A 17,083-nucleotide genomic window follows, 5' to 3' on the forward strand; every position below is an offset into this window, starting at 1 on the left:
CGGGTGATCACGAGATGGCGGCGCGCGCGGCCTCGCGGGCGGCGCCGGCGTCGGTGGTGGCCAGGGCGGCCTGCGCGATGCGGCGCGCGTCGTCGAGCGTGTGGCGCTTCAGCTCCGCGCGCACATCGACGAGCGAGCGCGGCGACATCGACAGGGTCGTGGCGCCGAGGCCCACGAGCACGACCGCGAGCAGCGGATCGGCGGCCGCCTGGCCGCAGATGCCGACGGGCTTGCCGTGGCGGGCGCCGGCGGCGCCGACCTCGGCGATCAGGCGCAGCACGGCGGGGTGCCAGGGGTCCTGGAAGGACGACACCGTGCCGAGCAGGCGATCGGCGGCCATCGTGTACTGCACGAGGTCGTTGGTGCCGATGGAGCCGAAGTCCGTGTGCTGCAGGATCGCGTCGGCCAGCAGGGCCGCGGCGGGCACCTCGACCATGACCCCGGCCGTCTTCAGGCCGTGCTCGTGCGCGAGCTCGGTGAAGTACTGCGCCTCCTCGACGTTCGAGACCATGGGGGCCATCACCCACAGGTCGGCGTCGGTGGCGGCATCGGCCTGGGCGAGGGCGGTGAGCTGGTCGCGCAGGATCTGCTCGTGCGCGCGCAGGCTGCGCAGGCCCCGCAGGCCGAGCGCCGGGTTCTGCTCGTCGCCGTCGGTGAGGAACTTCAGCGGCTTGTCGGCGCCGGCGTCGAGCACGCGCACGACGACCTTCTTGCCGGGGAACGCCGCGAGCAGCTTCTCGTACGAGGCGCGCTGGGCATCGACCGTGGGGGCCTCGTCGGCGCTGAGGAAGAGGAACTCCGTGCGGAACAGGCCCACGCCCTCGGCGCCGAGGTCCACCGCCTCGGCGGCGGCGTCGGGATTGCCGAGGTTGGCCAGCAGCGGGATCGCCGTGCCGTCGGCCAGCTCGCCCGGGGTGACGGGCGCGGCGGCGGCGGCCTTGCGGCGCTCGACGCGCTCGTCGGCCTCCGCGAGCTGCTCCGCGGTGGGGTCGAGCACGACCACGCCGGCGGCGGCGTCGACGAGCACCGTCGCGCCGTCGACGAGGCCGGGGTGCTCGCCCGTGCCGACCACGGCCGTGATGCCCTTGTCGCCCGCGAGGATCGCCGTGTGCGACGTGGGGCCGCCCTCGGTGGTGACCACCGCGAGCACCTTGTCCAGATCGAGCAGGGCGGTGTCGGCCGGGGCGAGGTCGTCGGCCACGAGCACGAACGGGTGGTCGAGCTCGGGCACGCCGGGGGCCGGGACGCCCCGCAGCTGCGCGATGACGCGCTGCGAGACGTCGGCGAGGTCGGCGGCGCGCTCGCCGAGGTAGCCGCCCATCTCCTGCAGCGTCTGCGCGAAGCGGGCGAACGCCGTGTGCACCGCGTACTCGGCGGTGCGGCCCTCGTCGATGAGCTCGCCGACCTGCTCCTCGAGCGTCGGGTCCTCGGCCATCATGGCCTGCGCCTCGAGCACCTCCTGCGCGGCACCGCCGGCCCGCTCACCGCGTGCGTTCAGCTCGGCTGCGACGGCGGCGACGGCGCGCGCGGCGTCGGCCTTCTCCTCGTCGGGGGTGCGGGTGCTGCGGGCGTCGCTGGGCGCCTCGAGCCGCGGCGCCATGCGGGCGATCGGCCCGTGCGCCACGCCCTGGCCGATGCCGACACCGCGGATGTCGGTCATCGACGTCACTCCGCGTCCTGGTCGGTCTCGAGCATCGTGACGAGGCGGTCCATCACGGCCTCCGCGTCGTCGCCCGTGACCTCGAGCGTGACCTCGTCGCCGGTGTTGGCGCCCAGGGCGATCACGCCCAGGATGCTCGCCGCGTTGACGGGCTTGCCGTCGCCCTTGGCGATCGTGACGGGGATTCCGGCGTCCTTCGCGGCCTGCGCGAAGAGCTTCGCGGGCCGGGCGTGCAGACCGTGCGATGCCGCGATGCGGACGGTACGGGAGATGGTGCTCATGGGCATCCCTTCGTCAGGCGGACGCCGCGTCGGCGCCCTGATCGGCGACGGCGCGGGCCAGCGCGAGCGTGCGGGCGCCGTCGAGGTCGGTGAAGATGTCGTCGGGCAGCACGCCCACGGCCACGCCCCGCGGCGCCGCGAGCGCGCGGATGTCCTCGAGCGAGCGCTCGAGATGCGGGCCGATCAGCACCACGTCGGCCGTGTCGAGATCGATCGGCAGCGACTTCTCGGTGCCGGCGAAGGCGGCGTATCCGAGTCCGGCGGCCTGCGCGGCGCGCCGGAGGCGAAGGGCGACGAACGTGCTGGACGCTCCCGCGCCGCACACCACAAGGATCCTCATCGATCTCCAACTTTCCCTTCTGATCGATCCTGCTCGTCCGTCGAGGGGCGAGGCAACCAGGCTTCTTTCCGCCCGTGCGGAAGATCTCCTCGCACAGGCCGCGCGTGATTGACTGATCCGGCAACGGAAGGCGGAGATGACCAGGCGCAGACAGGATCGGATGCTCGGCATCCTGCTGCGTCGCGGCGACTGGATGACGGCCGCGACGCTGGCCGATCAGCTCGGCGTCACGCCGCGCAGCGTGCGCTCCTACGTCACGGCCGTGAACGCGCGGGTGCCCGACGGCGACGCGATCGAGTCGGGCCCCGCCGGCTACCGCGCCCTGCCGACGGCGGCCGCCGTGCTGCACGCGGGCACCGAGCCGGGCACCCCGCGGCAGCGGCTGCACGAGATCGTGCGGGCGCTGCTCGATGCCGACGACGGCATCGACGTGCACGAGATGGCCGACCGCCTGCACGTGAGCTCGGCCACGCTCGAGTCCGACCTGGGGCGCGTGCGATCGCTGCTGAGCGGGCCGGGCCCCGCCGCCGAGGGATCGGGGCTCGCCCTCGAGCGCCAGGGGTCGCGGCTGTGGCTGGCGGGCACGGAGCTCGCGCGGCGGCGATTCGTGAGCCGCCTCGTGCACGACGAGATGGACGACGGCGCGTTCGACCTGGCCTCGCTGCGGCGGGCGGCCGATGCGCTGGCCGTGCCCTCGGCGGCGCTCGGCGCCTTCAAGGCCGACCTCGTGGCGGCGCTCGGCCGCCTCGGCTACTTCGTCAACGAGCTCGCCGCCTCCGACGTCGTGCTGCACGTCGCCATCGCCGCCGACCGGGTGGCGCAGGGCCACGCCCTCGAGGCCGCGCACGGCGACCCCGACCCGACCCGCGAGCGCATCGCCGACGCGATCGGCGAGCTGGCCCGCACGCACTTCCGTGCGGAGCTCGGCCGCGGCGACCGGCTGCACCTGGCCGCGCTCGTCCTCACGCGCATCGTCGTGCCCGGGGCGCAGGAGGAGCCGGGCGGCGCGAACCCGGACCCCGCGATCGAGGCCGCGGTGTCGGCGGCGGTCTCGCGCGCGGCGGCGGGGTATCTCGTCGACATCGCGCACGAGGACTTCGTGCAGCGCCTGGCCCTGCACGTGCAGAACCTGGTCTACCGCGCCCGCGAGCAGGCCTGGTCGCGCAACCCGCTGACGCGCACGCTGAAGGCGACCTACCCGATGATCTTCGACGTCGCCGTCTCGATCGCCGGCGAGCTGTCCGAGACGCTCGGCGTGCCGATCCGCGACGACGAGATCGCGTACATCGCCATGCACGTCGGCGGCCGCCTGGAGCGCAGCCGCCGCGCCGAGACCACGCTCACGGCGACGATCGTGTGCCCCGGGTACTACGAGCTGCACGAGCTGCTGCGTTCGAGCGTCGACCGCTCGCTCGGGCGGGCGATCGAGGTCACGACCGTCGAGACCCGCGTCGACGTGGACTGGGACGCGATCGGCACCGATCTCGTGCTCACGACGATCGAGCCGCCCGTCCCGTCCGAGCGCATCGTGCGCATCCAGCCCTTCCTCACCGACGCCGACGTGGAGCGCGTGACCGCCGTGGCCGCGCGCGTGCGCCGGACGCGGCGGCTGGGACGGCTGCGCGCCGAGCTGGCGCGGTACTTCGCGCCCGGGGCCTTCGTGCGGGGCATCGACGCGAGCGGCGGCGAGGAGGGCGTGATCCGGCACCTGGGGGAGCTGCTCGTGGCCCAGGGCGTGGTCGGCGACGACTACGTGGAGAGCACGATCGAGCGCGAGCGCCTCTCGTCCACGGCCTTCACCGAGACCCTCGCCGTGCCGCACGCGCTGCGCATGACCGCCACGCGCACGGCGATCGCGCTCGCGGTGGCCGAGCAGCCGATCGCCTGGGGCGACGGCCGCGTGAACGTCGTGGCGCTGGTGGCCTTCAGCGAGAGCGACCGCGAGGCGTTCCAGACCGTGTTCGAGCAGTTCGTGGAGGTGTTCGGCGAGCCCGAGAACGCGCAGCGCCTGATCCGCCGCGGCACCGACCTGTCGTCGTTCCTCGACGAGCTCGCGGCCGTCATCGACGGCTGAGCCCGCGGGGCCTGTTTTCCGGCGCGCTGGTTCCGACGCGAGGGGGATCGCTCGGGATCCGACCGGATCCGCGGGATCGCCCTCGGCTCGCGCGATCTCCCTCGGCTCGGGACGGCGGCGGGTCAGGCGGGCGGTGCGAGGATCGCGGCCACGGCGTCCAGCGTCGCCGGGGCGTCCTCGCCCTCCGCCTCGACGACCACGCGCGTGCCGGGGGTGAGCTCCAGATCCATCACCGCGAGCACGCTCGCCGCGTCCACCATGCACCCCTCGATCCCGAGCCGCACCGTGCCGGTGGCCTCGCGCGCCAGCTGGGCGAGCTGAGCCGCGGGGCGCGCATGCAGCCCATCGGGCGACGTCACGACGATGATCCGCTGCACGCCCCCACGCTACCCGTGCCTCGAGGCCTGGGCTTGAGCCCCAGCGCTCTCGACTCCGCTGCGCTCCGCTCGAGCCGTCTCGGCTCGCTTCGCTCGCTCGACGAGCCGTGGGTGGTTTCGGCTCGTCGACCGGCGGCGGCGGAGTCGAGACCGAGGCTTGAGCCCCAGAGCTCTCGACTCCGCTGCGCTGCGCTCGAGCCGTCTCGGCTCGCTTCGCTCGCTCGACGAGCCCGGGTGGTCCCGGCTCGTCGACCGGAGCGCGAGGCGCGGAGCGGAGACGGGTCGAGCGCAGCGCCGAAGGCGCGGAGTCGAGGCCTGGGCCGCACGCCCGGCGCGGGGTCAGGCCAGCGTCTCGAGCAGGCGGCGGACGGCGGCCTCGAGGGCGGCGAGGCGGGCCTGGGCCTCGGCCGCATCGGCGCCGCGCACGTCGAGGTAGACCTTGAGCTTGGGCTCGGTTCCGCTCGGGCGCACGATCACCCGCGAGCCGTCCGCGAGCGCGTAGCGCAGCACGTCGCCCGCCGGCAGGTCGGTGCCGCCGGCCGCGAGATCGTCGGCCCGGTCGACCGGCACGTCGCCGAACGCCGTCGGGGGATCGGCGCGGAGGGCGGACGTGATGCGGCCGATCACCGACAGGTCATCGACGCGCAACGCCACCTGGCCGTCGCGGTACACGCCGATCTCGGCGGTCACCTCGTCGAGCAGGTTGGCGATCGTGAGCCCTCGGCCGCGTGCCTCGGCGGCGAGGCCGAGAAGCGCCACGGAGGCCGAGATGCCGTCCTTGTCGCGCACGGTGTCGGGGTTGACGAGATAGCCCAGCGCCTCCTCGAAGCCGAACACGAGGCTCGGGGCGCGCGAGATCCACTTGAAGCCCGTGAGCGTCTCGTGGAAGTCGAGCCCGTAGCGCTCGGCGATCGCCCCCAGGCCCGGCGACGACACGAGCGAGCAGGCCAGCGCCGCGCCCGGCGCGCCCGCGGCGGCGCGAGCGGCACGCAGCCCCAGCAGCAGCCCGATCTCGTTGCCCGTCAGCCGGCGCCAGCCGTCGCCGTCGGGGATCGCGACGCCGAGGCGGTCGGCATCGGGGTCGTGCGCGACGAGGAACTCGGCGCGCGCGGCGCTCGCCGTGGCGTACGCCAGATCGAGGGCGCCGGGCTCCTCGGGGTTGGGGAAGACGAGGGTGGGGAAGGTGCCGTCCGGCTCGAGCTGCGCGGTGGTCAGCGCGGGCCGCGGGTAGCCGGCGGCATCGAGCACGCGCGCGAAGGTCTCCCACCCCACGCCGTGCATCGCGGTGTACGCCCACGTCATGCCGGCGGCGGCCCCCGGGGCCGGCGCGACCGCCGCGGTCGCCGCGACGTACGCGTCGATCACCGACTCCGGCGCGATCTCGAACGCGCCCGACCGCGGCAGCTCGGTGATCGGCCGCTCCGCGACGCGGGCGATGTGCGCGGCGATCGCGCCGTCGGCGGGCGGGACGATCTGCGATCCGCCGTCGGCGCCGCCGAGGTACACCTTGTAGCCGTTGTCGTCGGGCGGGTTGTGGCTGGCCGTCACCATGACGCCCGCGTCGGCGCCGAGGTGGCGCACGGCGAACGCCAGCACGGGCGTGGGCAGCAGGCGCGGCAGCAGCACGGTGCGCACGCCCGCGCCGGCGAACAGCTCGGCGGAGTCGTGCGCGAACACGGCGGAGTTGCGGCGCCCGTCGTACCCGATCACCACGAACGGCTCCCGATCGGCGATCTGCTCGCGCAGGTAGGCCGCAAAGCCCGCGGCGGCCTGCGCCACCACGACGCGGTTCATGCGCAGGGGCCCCGCCCCGAGCGCGGCGCGCAGGCCCGCGGTGCCGAACTGCAGGCGACCGGCGAAGCGGGCCTCGAGGTCGGCGCACGCGGCCGGCTCGCCGTTGGAGGCCGAGGCGATCAGCGTCGCCAGCTCCGCGCTCGTGGCCGGGTCCGGGTCCTGCGCGAGCCAGGCGCGGGCCTGCCCGAGCACGTCGGCGACCGTCACGCGATCCGCCCGATCACATCCGCCAGCAGCCGCGAGATGCGCGCCTCGGCCGCCTGCCCCGCCTCGATGACCTCGGCGTGGCTGAGCGGGGTGGGCGAGATGCCGGCGGCGAGGTTCGTGATGAGCGAGAAGCCGAGCACCTCCATGCCGGCCTGGCGGGCGGCGATCGCCTCGAGCGCCGTGGACATGCCGACGATGTCGCCGCCGATCGCCTTCGCCATGCGGACCTCCGCCGGCGTCTCGTACTGAGGCCCGCGGAACTGGCAGTACACGCCCTCGTCGAGCGACGCGTCGACCTCGCGCGCGATGTCGCGCAGCCGCTGCGCGTACAGGTCGGTCATGTCGATGAACGTCGCGCCCTCGAGCGGCGTGTCGGCGGTGAGGTTGATGTGGTCGCTGATCAGCACCGGCTGCCCCGGCGCCCAGCTCTCGCGGATGCCGCCGGCGCCGTTGGTGAGCACCATGGTCTTCGCGCCGGTCGCCGCGGCGGTGCGGACGCTGTGCACCACGCGGCGGACGCCGTGCCCCTCGTAGTAGTGCGTGCGGGCGCCGATGACGAGCACGTGCGCGCCGGCCGCCGTGCGCACGCTGCGCAGGGTGCCGACGTGACCCTCGAGCGCGGGCCGCGAGAACCCCGTCACCTCGGTCGCCGGCACGGTCGCGACGGTCTCGCCGATGAGGTCGGCGGCCTTGCCCCAGCCGCTGCCGAGCGTCACCGCGAGGTCGTGTCGGGCCACGCCCGTGAGGCGCGCGATGTCGTCGGCCGCGCGGCTGGCGACGTCGAACGGATCGGCCGGCGGATCGAGGGGATGAGTCATGTCACGAGGATAGTTCGGCCCCGCGGCGCGGGTGGGCAAGAATGGACGCATGACCTTCGACTTCGAGCGCAAGCAGCGGATCGCGATCATCGGCGGCGGCCCCGGCGGCTACGAGGCGGCGATCGCGGGCGCGCAGCTGGGCGCAGAGGTGACGCTGATCGAGAGCACGGGCGTGGGCGGATCGGCGATCCTCACCGACGTCGTGCCGTCGAAGACGCTCATCGCCACCGCCGACGCCGCGCGGTCGATCGGCGACGCCGGCGACCTGGGCGTGCAGTTCTACGCCCGGGGCGAGAACGGCAAGCCGCTCAAGCCCGAGGTCGCCATCAACCTGCTCGCGGTGAACAAGCGCATCCTCGCGCTGGCCGGCCAGCAGTCCGAGGACATCCGCGAGCAGCTGCTCGACGCCGGCGTGAAGATCATCTCGGGTCACGGCCGCCTCGAGGGCGACGAGGCCGTCGTCGTGTCGACCGGGCCGAAGGGCACCGACTTCGACCGGATCGAGGCCGACACGTTCGTCATCTCGGTGGGCGCCTCGCCGCGCGAGCTGCCCAGCGCCAAGCCGGACGGCGATCGCATCCTCACGTGGAAGCAGCTGTACGACCTCGAGTCGGTGCCCGAGAGCCTCATCGTCGTGGGATCGGGCGTGACGGGCGCCGAGTTCGCCTCCGCCTACATGAACCTCGGCTCGCAGGTGACCCTCGTCTCCAGCCGCGAGCAGGTGCTGCCGGGCGAGGACCCGGACGCCGCGAAGGTGCTGGAGAAGGTGTTCCGCCGCGGCGGCATGAAGCTGCTGGCCAAGTCGCGCGCCGAGAAGGTCGTCAACACCGGCGACGGCGTCGTGGTCACGCTCTCCGACGGCTCGACCGTCGAGGGCTCGCACTGCCTCATGGCGGTGGGCGCCGTGCCGAACACGAAGGATCTCGGGCTCGAGACGGCCGGCGTGCAGCTGGCCGACTCCGGCCACATCATGGTCAACAAGGTCGGCCGCACGTCCGTGCCGAACATCTACGCGGTCGGCGACTGCACCAACCTCGTGCCGCTCGCGTCGGTGGCCGGCATGCTGGGCCGCACCGCCGTGTTCCACGCGATGGGCGACGCCGTGATCCCGTTCTCGGAGCGGCGCATCGCCTCCAACATCTTCACCAGCCCCGAGATCGCCACGGTCGGATGGACGCAGGAGGAGGGCGCGGCCGTCTACAAGCTGCCCCTCGAGGCGAACGCCCGCGCGAAGATGATGGGCGTCAAGGACGGCTTCGTGAAGCTGTTCGCGCGCGAGTCGTCGGGCACGATCATCGGCGGCGTCGTGGTGGCGCCGAAGGCGAGCGAGCTGATCTTCCCGATCGCGATCGCGGTCGAGCGCCGCCTGACGGTGGATCAGCTGGGCCGCGTGTTCGCGGCGTACCCGTCGCTGACGACGTCGATCACCGACGCCGCCCGCGCGATGCACGGCGTCGACCTGCGCTCCTGACGCGGGCCCCGCTCACGCGCCCGCGTGAGCGGGTTGCGATGGTCGCTTCCGCTCCGGCGCTTCGCGCCTGCGTTCAGCAACCGATCCGTGCAACCCCTCGGTTGCTGAACGGAGCGAGCGAAGCGAGCGCAGCTGAAGCGACCACCGAATCCCCGCGCGGGGAGGGGTCAGACGATCTGCAGGAGCTGGTGGCCGGCGGGGACCGTGGCGCCCGGCGTCGCGTCGACGGCCGAGATGACGCCGTCCTTGTGCGCCTGCAGCGGCTGCTCCATCTTCATCGCCTCGAGCACGACCACGAGGTCGCCCTTCACGACCGACTGGCCCTCCTCGACGGCGACCTTGACGACCGTGGCCTGCATGGGCGACTTCACGGCGTCGCCCGAGGCACCGCTCGTGACGGTCGCGGTGTGCGAGCGGCGCGACGGGGGAGCCACCGCGGGCCGTCCGGCCGACGCGGGCGCCGCGAGGCGGTCGGGCAGGCTCACCTCGAGGCGCTTTCCGGCGACCTCGACGACCACGGTGTGGCGGCCGACGGGCGCGGGCAGCGGCTCGGGCTCGCCGTCCCAGGCCGGGATGTCGTTATCGAACTCGGTCTCGATCCAGCGCGTGTACACGCCGAACCGGCCGTCCTCGGCGGTGAAGGCGGGCTCGCGCACCACCTTGCGGTGGAAGGGGAGCACGGTGGGCAGGCCGGCGATCTCGAACTCGTCGAGCGCGCGGCGGGCGCGCTCGAGCGCCTCGGCGCGATCCTTGCCGGTCACGATGATCTTCGCCAGCAGCGAGTCGAAGGCGCCGCTGACGGTGTCGCCGGCGGTCACGCCCGAGTCGAGGCGGATGCCGGGGCCGCCGAACGTCTTGAACACGTGGATCGGACCGGGCTGGGGCAGGAAGCCGCGGCCGGGGTCCTCGCCGTTGAGGCGGAACTCGATCGAGTGGCCGGTCGGCGCGGGGTCGTCGTAGTCGATCGTGCCGCCCGCGGCGATGCGGAACTGCTCGCGGACCAGATCGATGCCCGTGACCTCCTCGGAGACGGGGTGCTCGACCTGCAGGCGGGTGTTGACCTCGAGGAACGAGATCGTGCCGTCGGCGCCGATGAGGAACTCGCAGGTGCCGGCGCCGGTGTAGCCGACCTCGCGCAGGATCGCCTTGGACGCCTCGTAGAGGATGCGGTTCTGCTCCTCGGTGAGGAACGGCGCGGGCGCCTCCTCGACGAGCTTCTGGTGGCGGCGCTGCAGCGAGCAGTCGCGCGTGGAGATGACGACGACGTTGCCCTCGGCGTCGGCGAGGCACTGGGTCTCGACGTGGCGCGGCTTGTCGAGGTACTTCTCGACGAAGCACTCGCCCCGACCGAACGCGGCGATGGCCTCGCGGGTGGCCGACTCGAACAGCTCGGGGATCTCGTCGAGCTCGCGCGCGACCTTGAGGCCGCGACCGCCGCCGCCGTAGGCGGCCTTGATCGCGATCGGCAGGCCGACCTCGCGGGCGAAGGCGACGACCTCCTCGGCGGTGTCGACGGGACCGGGGGTGCCGGGGGCGAGCGGGGCGCCGACCTTCTCGGCCACGTGGCGGGCGGTGACCTTGTCGCCGAGCGCCTCGATCGCCTCGGGCGACGGGCCGATCCAGACGAGCCCGGCGCCGATGACCGCACGGGCGAACTCGGCGTTCTCGGCGAGGAAGCCGTAGCCGGGGTGGACCGCGTCGGCGCCCGAGCGGCGGGCGACGGCGAGGATCTTGTCGATGCGCAGGTACGTCTCGGCGCTCGTCTCGCCGCCGAGCGCGTAGGCCTCGTCGGCGAGCTTGGCGTGCAGGGCGTCGCGGTCCTGATCGGCGTACACGGCGACCGATCCGAGACCGGCGTCGCGCGCGGCGCGGATGATGCGGACGGCGATCTCGCCGCGGTTGGCGATGAGGACCTTGCGGAGCGCACGGGGGTCGGACATGGATTTCAGCCTAGTTTTGGCCGGCCGCGCGGGTTTGAGTGACTCCTACAGCAAACCCCGTGTTTCGTGTCGTGATGTCTACGACGCCCGGTTCCAGAGCGAGGTCCACTCCACGCCCAGCTCGCGGACCAGGCGGCGCAGGGTCGAGAGCGACATGCCGACCACGGTCGACGGGTCGCCCTCCACGCGCTCGATGAACGCGCCGCCGAGGCTGTCCACCGTGAACGCGCCCGCGACCTGCAGCGGCTCGCCCGTGCCGACGTAGGCCGCGATCTCGGCGTCGGTGACGTCGGCGGCGAAGCTCACGGCGGCCTCGGCGACGGCGTGCGCCTCGCGCGGCTCCCGGCCCGGCGTCACCCGGACGACGCTGTGCCCGGAGTGCAGCACCCCGGTGCGCCCGCGCATGGCCCGCCACCGCTCGGTGGCCTTCTCGGCGGTGTAGGGCTTGCCGTAGATCACGCCGTCGAGCTCGAACATCGAGTCGCCGCCGATGACGACGCCGTCGAAGCCCTCCTCGGCGAGGCGGGTCGCCACGTCCCGCGCCTTCAGCCGCGCGAGCACGAGCACGTGCTCCGCCGGGGGCAGCGTGCGCCCCTCGGCGGCCTCGATCGCGGCGATCTCGGCCTCCTCGTCCACGCCGGGCGACGCGAGCCGGGGCTCGATGCCCACCTGGCGCAGGAGCATGAGGCGGGCGGGGGACGTCGAGGCGAGGCAGACCTGCATGCCACCACGGTATCGAGCGCCGCCGCTCGGCATTTGCCCGAGCGGCCCACAACTAGACTGGGCCCCTATGAATCCCGAAGCCCTTGCCGCCGCTCTGCTCGCCGTCCTGACGCCGATCGCCGAGCGACGCCGACCGGGCGAGGACCTCGGGATCACGACCGCCGACCTCACGTTCGAGCGCCCGCGCAACCGCGACCACGGCGACTGGGCGAGCAACGCGGCGATGAAGTTCGCCAAGCCGCTCGGCACCAACCCGCGCGAGCTCGCGCAGGAGATCGCCGAGGGCCTCGCCGCCGTCGATGGCGTCGCGGGCGTGGAGGTCGCCGGACCGGGCTTCATCAACATCCGTCTCGACGCCGCCGCGGCCGGCGCGCTGGCGAAGACGATCGTCGAGGCCGGCGACGCCTACGGGCACGGCACCGCCTTCGCGGGCCAGAAGATCAACCTCGAGTTCGTCTCGGCCAACCCCACCGGCCCGATCCACCTCGGCGGCACCCGCTGGGCCGCGGTGGGCGACTCGCTCGCGCGCCTGCTCGCGGCGCAGGGCGGCGACGTCACGCGCGAGTACTACTTCAACGACCACGGCGCACAGATCGACCGCTTCGCCCGCAGCCTCGTGGCCGCCTACCAGGGCGCCGAGACGCCCGAGGACGGCTACGGCGGGGCCTACATCGGCGAGATCGCCCAGCGCGTCGTCGCCGCCTACGACGGCGACCTGAGCACGCTGGCCCCCGACGAGCTGCAGGAGACGTTCCGCCGGATCGGCGTGGACTTCATGTTCGCCGACATCAAGCAGAGCCTGCACGAGTTCGGCGTCGACTTCGACGTGTACTTCCACGAGAACGACCTGCACACCTCGGGTGCCGTCTCGCGCGCCGTCGAGCGCCTGCGCGAGCTGGGCCGGATCTTCGAGCAGGACGGCGCCGTGTGGCTGCGCACCACCGACTACGGCGACGACAAGGACCGCGTCGTCATCAAGTCGGACGGCAACCCGGCCTACATCTCGGGTGACCTGGCGTACTACCTGAACAAGCGCGAGCGCGGCTTCGACCGCTGCATCATCATGCTCGGTGCCGATCACCACGGCTACGTGCAGCGCCTCATGGCCATGTGCGCGGCGTTCGGCGACGAGCCGGGCGTGAACCTGCAGATCCTCATCGGCCAGATGGTCAACCTCGTGCGCGAGGGCCAGCCCGTGCGCATGTCGAAGCGCGCCGGCACCGTCGTGACGCTCGAGGACCTCGTCGAGATCGTCGGCGTCGACGCCGCCCGCTACTCGCTGGTGCGCAGCTCGACCGATTCGAACCTCGACATCGACCTCGACGTGCTGCAGAAGCGCACCAACGACAACCCGGTGTTCTACGTGCAGTACGCCCACGCGCGCACCCACAACGTCGCGCGCAACGCGGTCGATGCGGGCGTCACCCGCGACACCTTCGCGCCCGAGCTGCTCACGCACGAGACCGAGGCCGCGCTGCTCGGCGCGCTGCAGGAGTTCCCGCGCATCGTGGCCTTCGCCGCCGACCAGCGCGAGCCGCACCGCGTGGCCCGCTACCTCGAGGAGATCGCCGGCCTGTACCACCGCTGGTACGACAACTGCCGCGTCACGCCCAAGGGCGACGAGCCGATCGAGCCGGTGCACGGCACGCGCCTGTGGCTGAACGACGCCACCGGCCAGGTGCTGCGCAACGGCCTCGGCCTGCTGGGAGTGAGCGCCCCCGAGCGCATGTGAGCGCCGCGGCCAGCCACGGCGAGCCCCAGGTTGCGCTGGTCGCTTCAGCTGCGTTCGCTGCCGCTCACGTCGTTCAGCGATGGGGCTGACCTTCCCACCCACCGAAAGCCGCCCAGCTCGGCGTGAGAGCATGCCGCGTATGAGGAAGCGTCGGGGATGGATCGCGCTCGCGGTCGTCGTCGTGCTGCTGGCCGGAGCCTTCGCGGGCGGCGAGGCGATCGCGCGCTCGGTGATCCGTGACCGCGTGGAGCAGGCCGTGCGCGACGCGGGGATCGAGGCGTCGGCGCCGATCGACATCGGGATCCCCGGCCTCGTGCTGCCGCAGCTGATGGGCGGCCGGATCGGCGAGGCGACCGCGTCGGCGCGGGGCGTGACGGTGGAGGGCATCACCGCCGACGTGACGCTCGACGTGCGGGGCCTCGATGTGCGCACCACGGCGGCCGAGAGCATCGCCGCCGAGGCCAGCCTCGACGCGGGCGCGCTGCAGGCGCTGCTCGGCCGCGCGAGCGCGGGGTCGGTGTGGCACGAGCTCGGCGACGCCGCGCGCGTGCGCATCGCCGAGCCGCACGTCGAGGTCTCCGGCGAGCTGCCCGTGCTCGGCCTCCCGCTGCCGCTCGAGCTCGCCCTCGACGCCTCTGCCGACGACGGCCGGCTCCTGCTCGCGCCGCAGCGGCTCACGCTCGGCGACTGGAGCATCGACCGCGAGGCGCTCGACGCGCTGCCGCCCGGGGCGCCCGCCTCGCTGTCGCAGCCGATCCCGGTGTGCCTCGAGGAGGCGCTGCCGCGGGGCGTGGCCCTCGACGCCGTGCGCGTGCACGGCTCCCGCCTGCTCGCCGGATTCCGGATCGACGGCGCGATCCTGAACGATCCGTCGTTGCGGCAGCCGGGCGACTGCGCATAGCGCCCAACGGACGACATGGCGCCCGCCGCCCTCGACTTAGACTCATCGGGTGTCCTCCCACAGCCCCGCCGGGGCGGTCGTGCCCGAGTGGCTCGCCGTGCCGGACGATCCCAATGACCTCGTCGAGCCCGTCTGGCCCGCCGGCGCCGCGCGCGACCCGCGGGGCGTCCTGACGCTCGGCGGCATTCCCGCCACCGAGCTGCGCGAGCGGTTCGGCACGCCCCTGTACGTGGTCGACGAGGACGCCGTGCGCGCCCGCGCCCGCGAGGTGCTCGCCGCCTTCCGCGAGGCCACCGCCCGGCACGGCGCGCGCGCCCGCGTCTATTACGCCGGCAAGGCGTTCCTCAGCACCGAGATCGTGCGATGGGTGCGCGAGGAGGGCCTCGCCGTCGACGTGGCGACCGGGGGAGAGCTCGCGATCGCGCTCGCCGCGGGCGCCGATCCGTTCCACCTCGGCATGCACGGCAACAACAAGTCGATGGCCGAGCTGGAGCAGGCGGTGTCGGTCGGCATCGGATCGGTCGTCCTCGACAGCGCGATCGAGATCGAGCGGCTCGCCGCGATCGCCGAGCGCCGCGGGGTCGTGCAGCGGGTGCTCGTGCGCGTCAACAGCGGCGTGCACGCCGAGACCCACGACTTCCTCGCCACCGCCCACGAGGACCAGAAGTTCGGATTCCCGCTGCAACAGGCGCCCGAGATCGTGGCGCGCATCCGCGAGCTGCCGTCGCTGGAGTTCATGGGCCTGCACTGCCACATCGGCTCGCAGATCTTCGGCACCGCGGGCTTCGCCGAGTCGGCCGCCCGCGTGATCGAGGTGCACGCCGAGCTGCTGCGCGGCGGCGACGTGCCGGTGCTCAACCTCGGCGGCGGCTTCGGCATCGCCTACACCCGCGTCGACGACCCCACCCCGATCGCCGAGCTGGCCGACGGCATCGTCGACGCCGTCGCGGGCGAGTGCGCGGCGCGCGGGATCCCCGTGCCGAACCTCGCCTTCGAGCCCGGCCGCACGATCGTCGGCCGGGCCGGCGTGACCCTGTACGAGGTCGGCACCGTCAAGCCGGTGCAGGCGACCGCGGCCGTCACCCGGCTCTACGTGAGCGTCGACGGCGGCATGAGCGACAACGCACGCCCCGCGCTGTACGGCGCCGACTTCTCGGCCCGGATCGCCTCGCGCACGAGCGACGCCCCGCCGGCCCTCGCCCGGGTCGTCGGGCGCCACTGCGAGTCGGGCGACATCGTCGTCGACGCCGAGTACCTGCCCGCCGACGTCGCCCCGGGCGACCTGCTCGCCGTGCCGGCGACCGGCGCCTACTGCCACTCCCTCTCCAGCAACTACAACGCCGTTCCCCGTCCGCCCGTCGTGGCGCTTCGTCAGGGCACCGCGCGCGTCATCGTGCGCGGCGAGACGATCGACGATCTGCTCGCCCGTGACATGGGCGTCGCGGCACCGAATGAGGTCACCGAATGATCGAACACCGCAAGCTCCGGGTCGCCCTGCTGGGGGCCGGGTCCGTCGGATCGCAGGTGGCGAACCTGCTGCTCACCCACCGCGAGGAGCTCGCCGAGCGCTCCGGCGCCGAGCTCGAGCTCGCGGGCATCGCCGTCCGCGACGTCGACGCCCCGCGCGATGTCGAGCTGCCGCGCGAGCTGCTCACCACCGACGCCGAGAGCCTCATCGTGGGAAGCGACATCGTCATCGAGCTCATGGGCGGCATCGAGCCGGCCCGCTCGTACGTGCTCGCGGCGCTGACCTCCGGCGCCGACGTGGTCACGGGCAACAAGGCCCTGCTCGCCACCCACGGCGCCGAGATCTTCGACGCCGCCGATCAGGTGGGCGCGTCGGTGTCGTATGAGGCGGCCGTCGCGGCGGCGATCCCGATCATCCGCCCGCTCAAGGACTCGCTCGCGGGCGACCGGATCCAGCGCATCTTCGGCATCGTCAACGGCAGCACCAACTTCATCCTCGACAAGATGGATCGCGAGGGCCTCAGCGCCCAGGAGGCGCAGCAGCTGGCCACGGACCTCGGCTATCTCGAGGCCGACCCCACGCTCGATCTCGAGGGCTACGACGCGGCGCAGAAGGCCGCGATCCTCGCGAGCCTGGCCTTCCACACGAAGATCTCCATGGACGACGTGCACCGCGAGGGCATCTCGAACGTCACCGCCGAGATGATCGAGGGCGCGCGCAAGGCCGGCTCCGTCGTCAAGCTGCTGGCGATCTGCGAGCGCCTCGAGGAGGACGGCGAGGAGTCGATCTCGGTCCGCGTGTACCCGGCCCTCATCGGCCGCGACCACCCGCTCGCGAGCGTGCACGGCGGCAACAACGCCGTGTTCGTCGAGGCGGCGGCGGCCGGGCCCCTCATGTTCTACGGCGCCGGCGCGGGCGGCGTGCAGACCGCATCGGCCGTGCTCGGCGACGTCGTCTCCGCGGCCCGGCGGCACATCGCCGGGGGCGTCGGCGTGGGGGAGTCGCCCCGCATGAGCCTGCCGACGTCGCCGATCGGACGCATCCTCACCCGCTACCAGGTGCGGCTCGAGGTCGCCGACGAGCCCGGCGTGCTCGCCACGATCGCGGGGCTGTTCGCCGACGGCGGCGTCTCGGTGGCCACGGTCGACCAGACGCAGGGCGACGAGGGGCAGGCCATGCTCGTCATCGGCACGCACCGGGCGCGCGAGCAGGCGCTCAGCGACATCGTCGCGCGCCTGGCCGCCAGCGACGCCGTCGAGCGCGTGGCCTCGGTGCTGCGCATGGAGGGCGAGTGACG

14 protein-coding genes are annotated in these 17,083 nt (G+C 73.5%); 6 read left to right on the plus strand and 8 right to left on the minus strand.

The window, feature by feature from the left end:
• Positions 1 to 7 precede the first annotated feature (7 nt).
• The 3 genes from ptsP to E3O41_RS03870 are packed head-to-tail and all read right to left on the minus strand — an operon-like array spanning position 8 to position 2,281.
• Positions 8 to 1,660 carry a phosphoenolpyruvate--protein phosphotransferase gene (gene ptsP / locus E3O41_RS03860; RefSeq protein WP_083990920.1) on the minus strand — a complete coding sequence of 551 codons (1,653 nt, stop codon included), beginning with the start codon at positions 1,658 to 1,660 and terminating at the stop codon, positions 8 to 10.
• 5 nt (positions 1,661 to 1,665) lie between these two features.
• A complete protein-coding gene (locus tag E3O41_RS03865) occupies positions 1,666 to 1,941 on the minus strand; it encodes an HPr family phosphocarrier protein (protein WP_067025679.1) in 276 nt (91 codons plus the stop codon).
• A gap of 13 nt (positions 1,942 to 1,954) precedes the next feature.
• Positions 1,955 to 2,281, minus strand: a complete 327-nt coding sequence (locus tag E3O41_RS03870; RefSeq protein ID WP_067025682.1) for a PTS sugar transporter subunit IIB — start codon at positions 2,279 to 2,281, stop codon at positions 1,955 to 1,957.
• A gap of 136 nt (positions 2,282 to 2,417) precedes the next feature.
• Here E3O41_RS03870 and E3O41_RS03875 point away from each other — a divergent pair, with 136 nt between their 5' ends.
• Positions 2,418 to 4,355, plus strand: coding sequence for a BglG family transcription antiterminator (locus tag E3O41_RS03875; protein WP_067025685.1), 1,938 nt, complete (start codon positions 2,418 to 2,420; stop codon positions 4,353 to 4,355).
• 122 nt (positions 4,356 to 4,477) lie between these two features.
• On the opposite strand, the gene E3O41_RS03880 is transcribed toward E3O41_RS03875, so the two are convergent.
• From E3O41_RS03880 to E3O41_RS03890, 3 genes are all read right to left on the minus strand, one after another.
• Positions 4,478 to 4,732, minus strand: a complete 255-nt coding sequence (locus tag E3O41_RS03880; protein WP_067025688.1) for an HPr family phosphocarrier protein — start codon at positions 4,730 to 4,732, stop codon at positions 4,478 to 4,480.
• Between the two features lie 339 nt (positions 4,733 to 5,071).
• Complete coding sequence (locus E3O41_RS03885) at positions 5,072 to 6,733, minus strand: phospho-sugar mutase (RefSeq protein WP_067025692.1); 1,662 nt, start codon at positions 6,731 to 6,733, stop codon at positions 5,072 to 5,074.
• The gene (locus E3O41_RS03890) at positions 6,730 to 7,551 is read right to left on the minus strand and encodes a purine-nucleoside phosphorylase (protein ID WP_067025695.1); all 822 of its coding nucleotides are present in this window, start codon (positions 7,549 to 7,551) and stop codon (positions 6,730 to 6,732) included. Before E3O41_RS03890 ends, E3O41_RS03885 begins: the two co-directional genes overlap by 4 nt.
• Positions 7,552 to 7,600: 49 nt before the next feature.
• Here E3O41_RS03890 and E3O41_RS03895 point away from each other — a divergent pair, with 49 nt between their 5' ends.
• Entirely contained in the window at positions 7,601 to 9,022 is a 1,422-nt protein-coding gene (locus E3O41_RS03895; protein ID WP_067025698.1) for an NAD(P)H-quinone dehydrogenase, read from the plus strand.
• A gap of 167 nt (positions 9,023 to 9,189) precedes the next feature.
• Here E3O41_RS03895 and E3O41_RS03900 read toward each other — a convergent pair whose 3' ends face one another.
• Together E3O41_RS03900 and E3O41_RS03905 are read right to left on the minus strand one after the other, a co-directional pair.
• Positions 9,190 to 10,962, minus strand: a complete 1,773-nt coding sequence (locus E3O41_RS03900; RefSeq protein WP_067025703.1) for an acetyl/propionyl/methylcrotonyl-CoA carboxylase subunit alpha — start codon at positions 10,960 to 10,962, stop codon at positions 9,190 to 9,192.
• A gap of 78 nt (positions 10,963 to 11,040) precedes the next feature.
• Positions 11,041 to 11,685, minus strand: coding sequence for a Maf family protein (locus E3O41_RS03905; RefSeq protein ID WP_067025705.1), 645 nt, complete (start codon positions 11,683 to 11,685; stop codon positions 11,041 to 11,043).
• Between the two features lie 67 nt (positions 11,686 to 11,752).
• Here E3O41_RS03905 and argS point away from each other — a divergent pair, with 67 nt between their 5' ends.
• From argS to E3O41_RS03925, 4 genes are all read left to right on the plus strand, one after another.
• On the plus strand, positions 11,753 to 13,417 hold the full coding sequence (gene argS, locus E3O41_RS03910; RefSeq protein WP_067025708.1) for an arginine--tRNA ligase: 1,665 nt from the start codon (positions 11,753 to 11,755) through the stop codon (positions 13,415 to 13,417).
• Between the two features lie 139 nt (positions 13,418 to 13,556).
• Entirely contained in the window at positions 13,557 to 14,318 is a 762-nt protein-coding gene (locus E3O41_RS03915) for an LmeA family phospholipid-binding protein (RefSeq protein ID WP_067025711.1), read from the plus strand.
• 49 nt (positions 14,319 to 14,367) lie between these two features.
• Positions 14,368 to 15,786: a diaminopimelate decarboxylase gene (gene lysA / locus E3O41_RS03920; protein ID WP_067025714.1), complete on the plus strand. Its 1,419-nt coding sequence runs from the start codon at positions 14,368 to 14,370 to the stop codon at positions 15,784 to 15,786.
• Positions 15,783 to 17,081: a homoserine dehydrogenase gene (locus E3O41_RS03925; RefSeq protein WP_067025717.1), complete on the plus strand. Its 1,299-nt coding sequence runs from the start codon at positions 15,783 to 15,785 to the stop codon at positions 17,079 to 17,081. The genes lysA and E3O41_RS03925 overlap by 4 nt, the downstream gene beginning before the upstream one ends.
• Positions 17,082 to 17,083 lie beyond the last annotated feature (2 nt).

It is taken from the genome of Microbacterium sediminis (genome assembly GCF_004564075.1).
Taxonomy (GTDB): Bacteria; Actinomycetota; Actinomycetes; order Actinomycetales; family Microbacteriaceae; genus Microbacterium; species Microbacterium sediminis.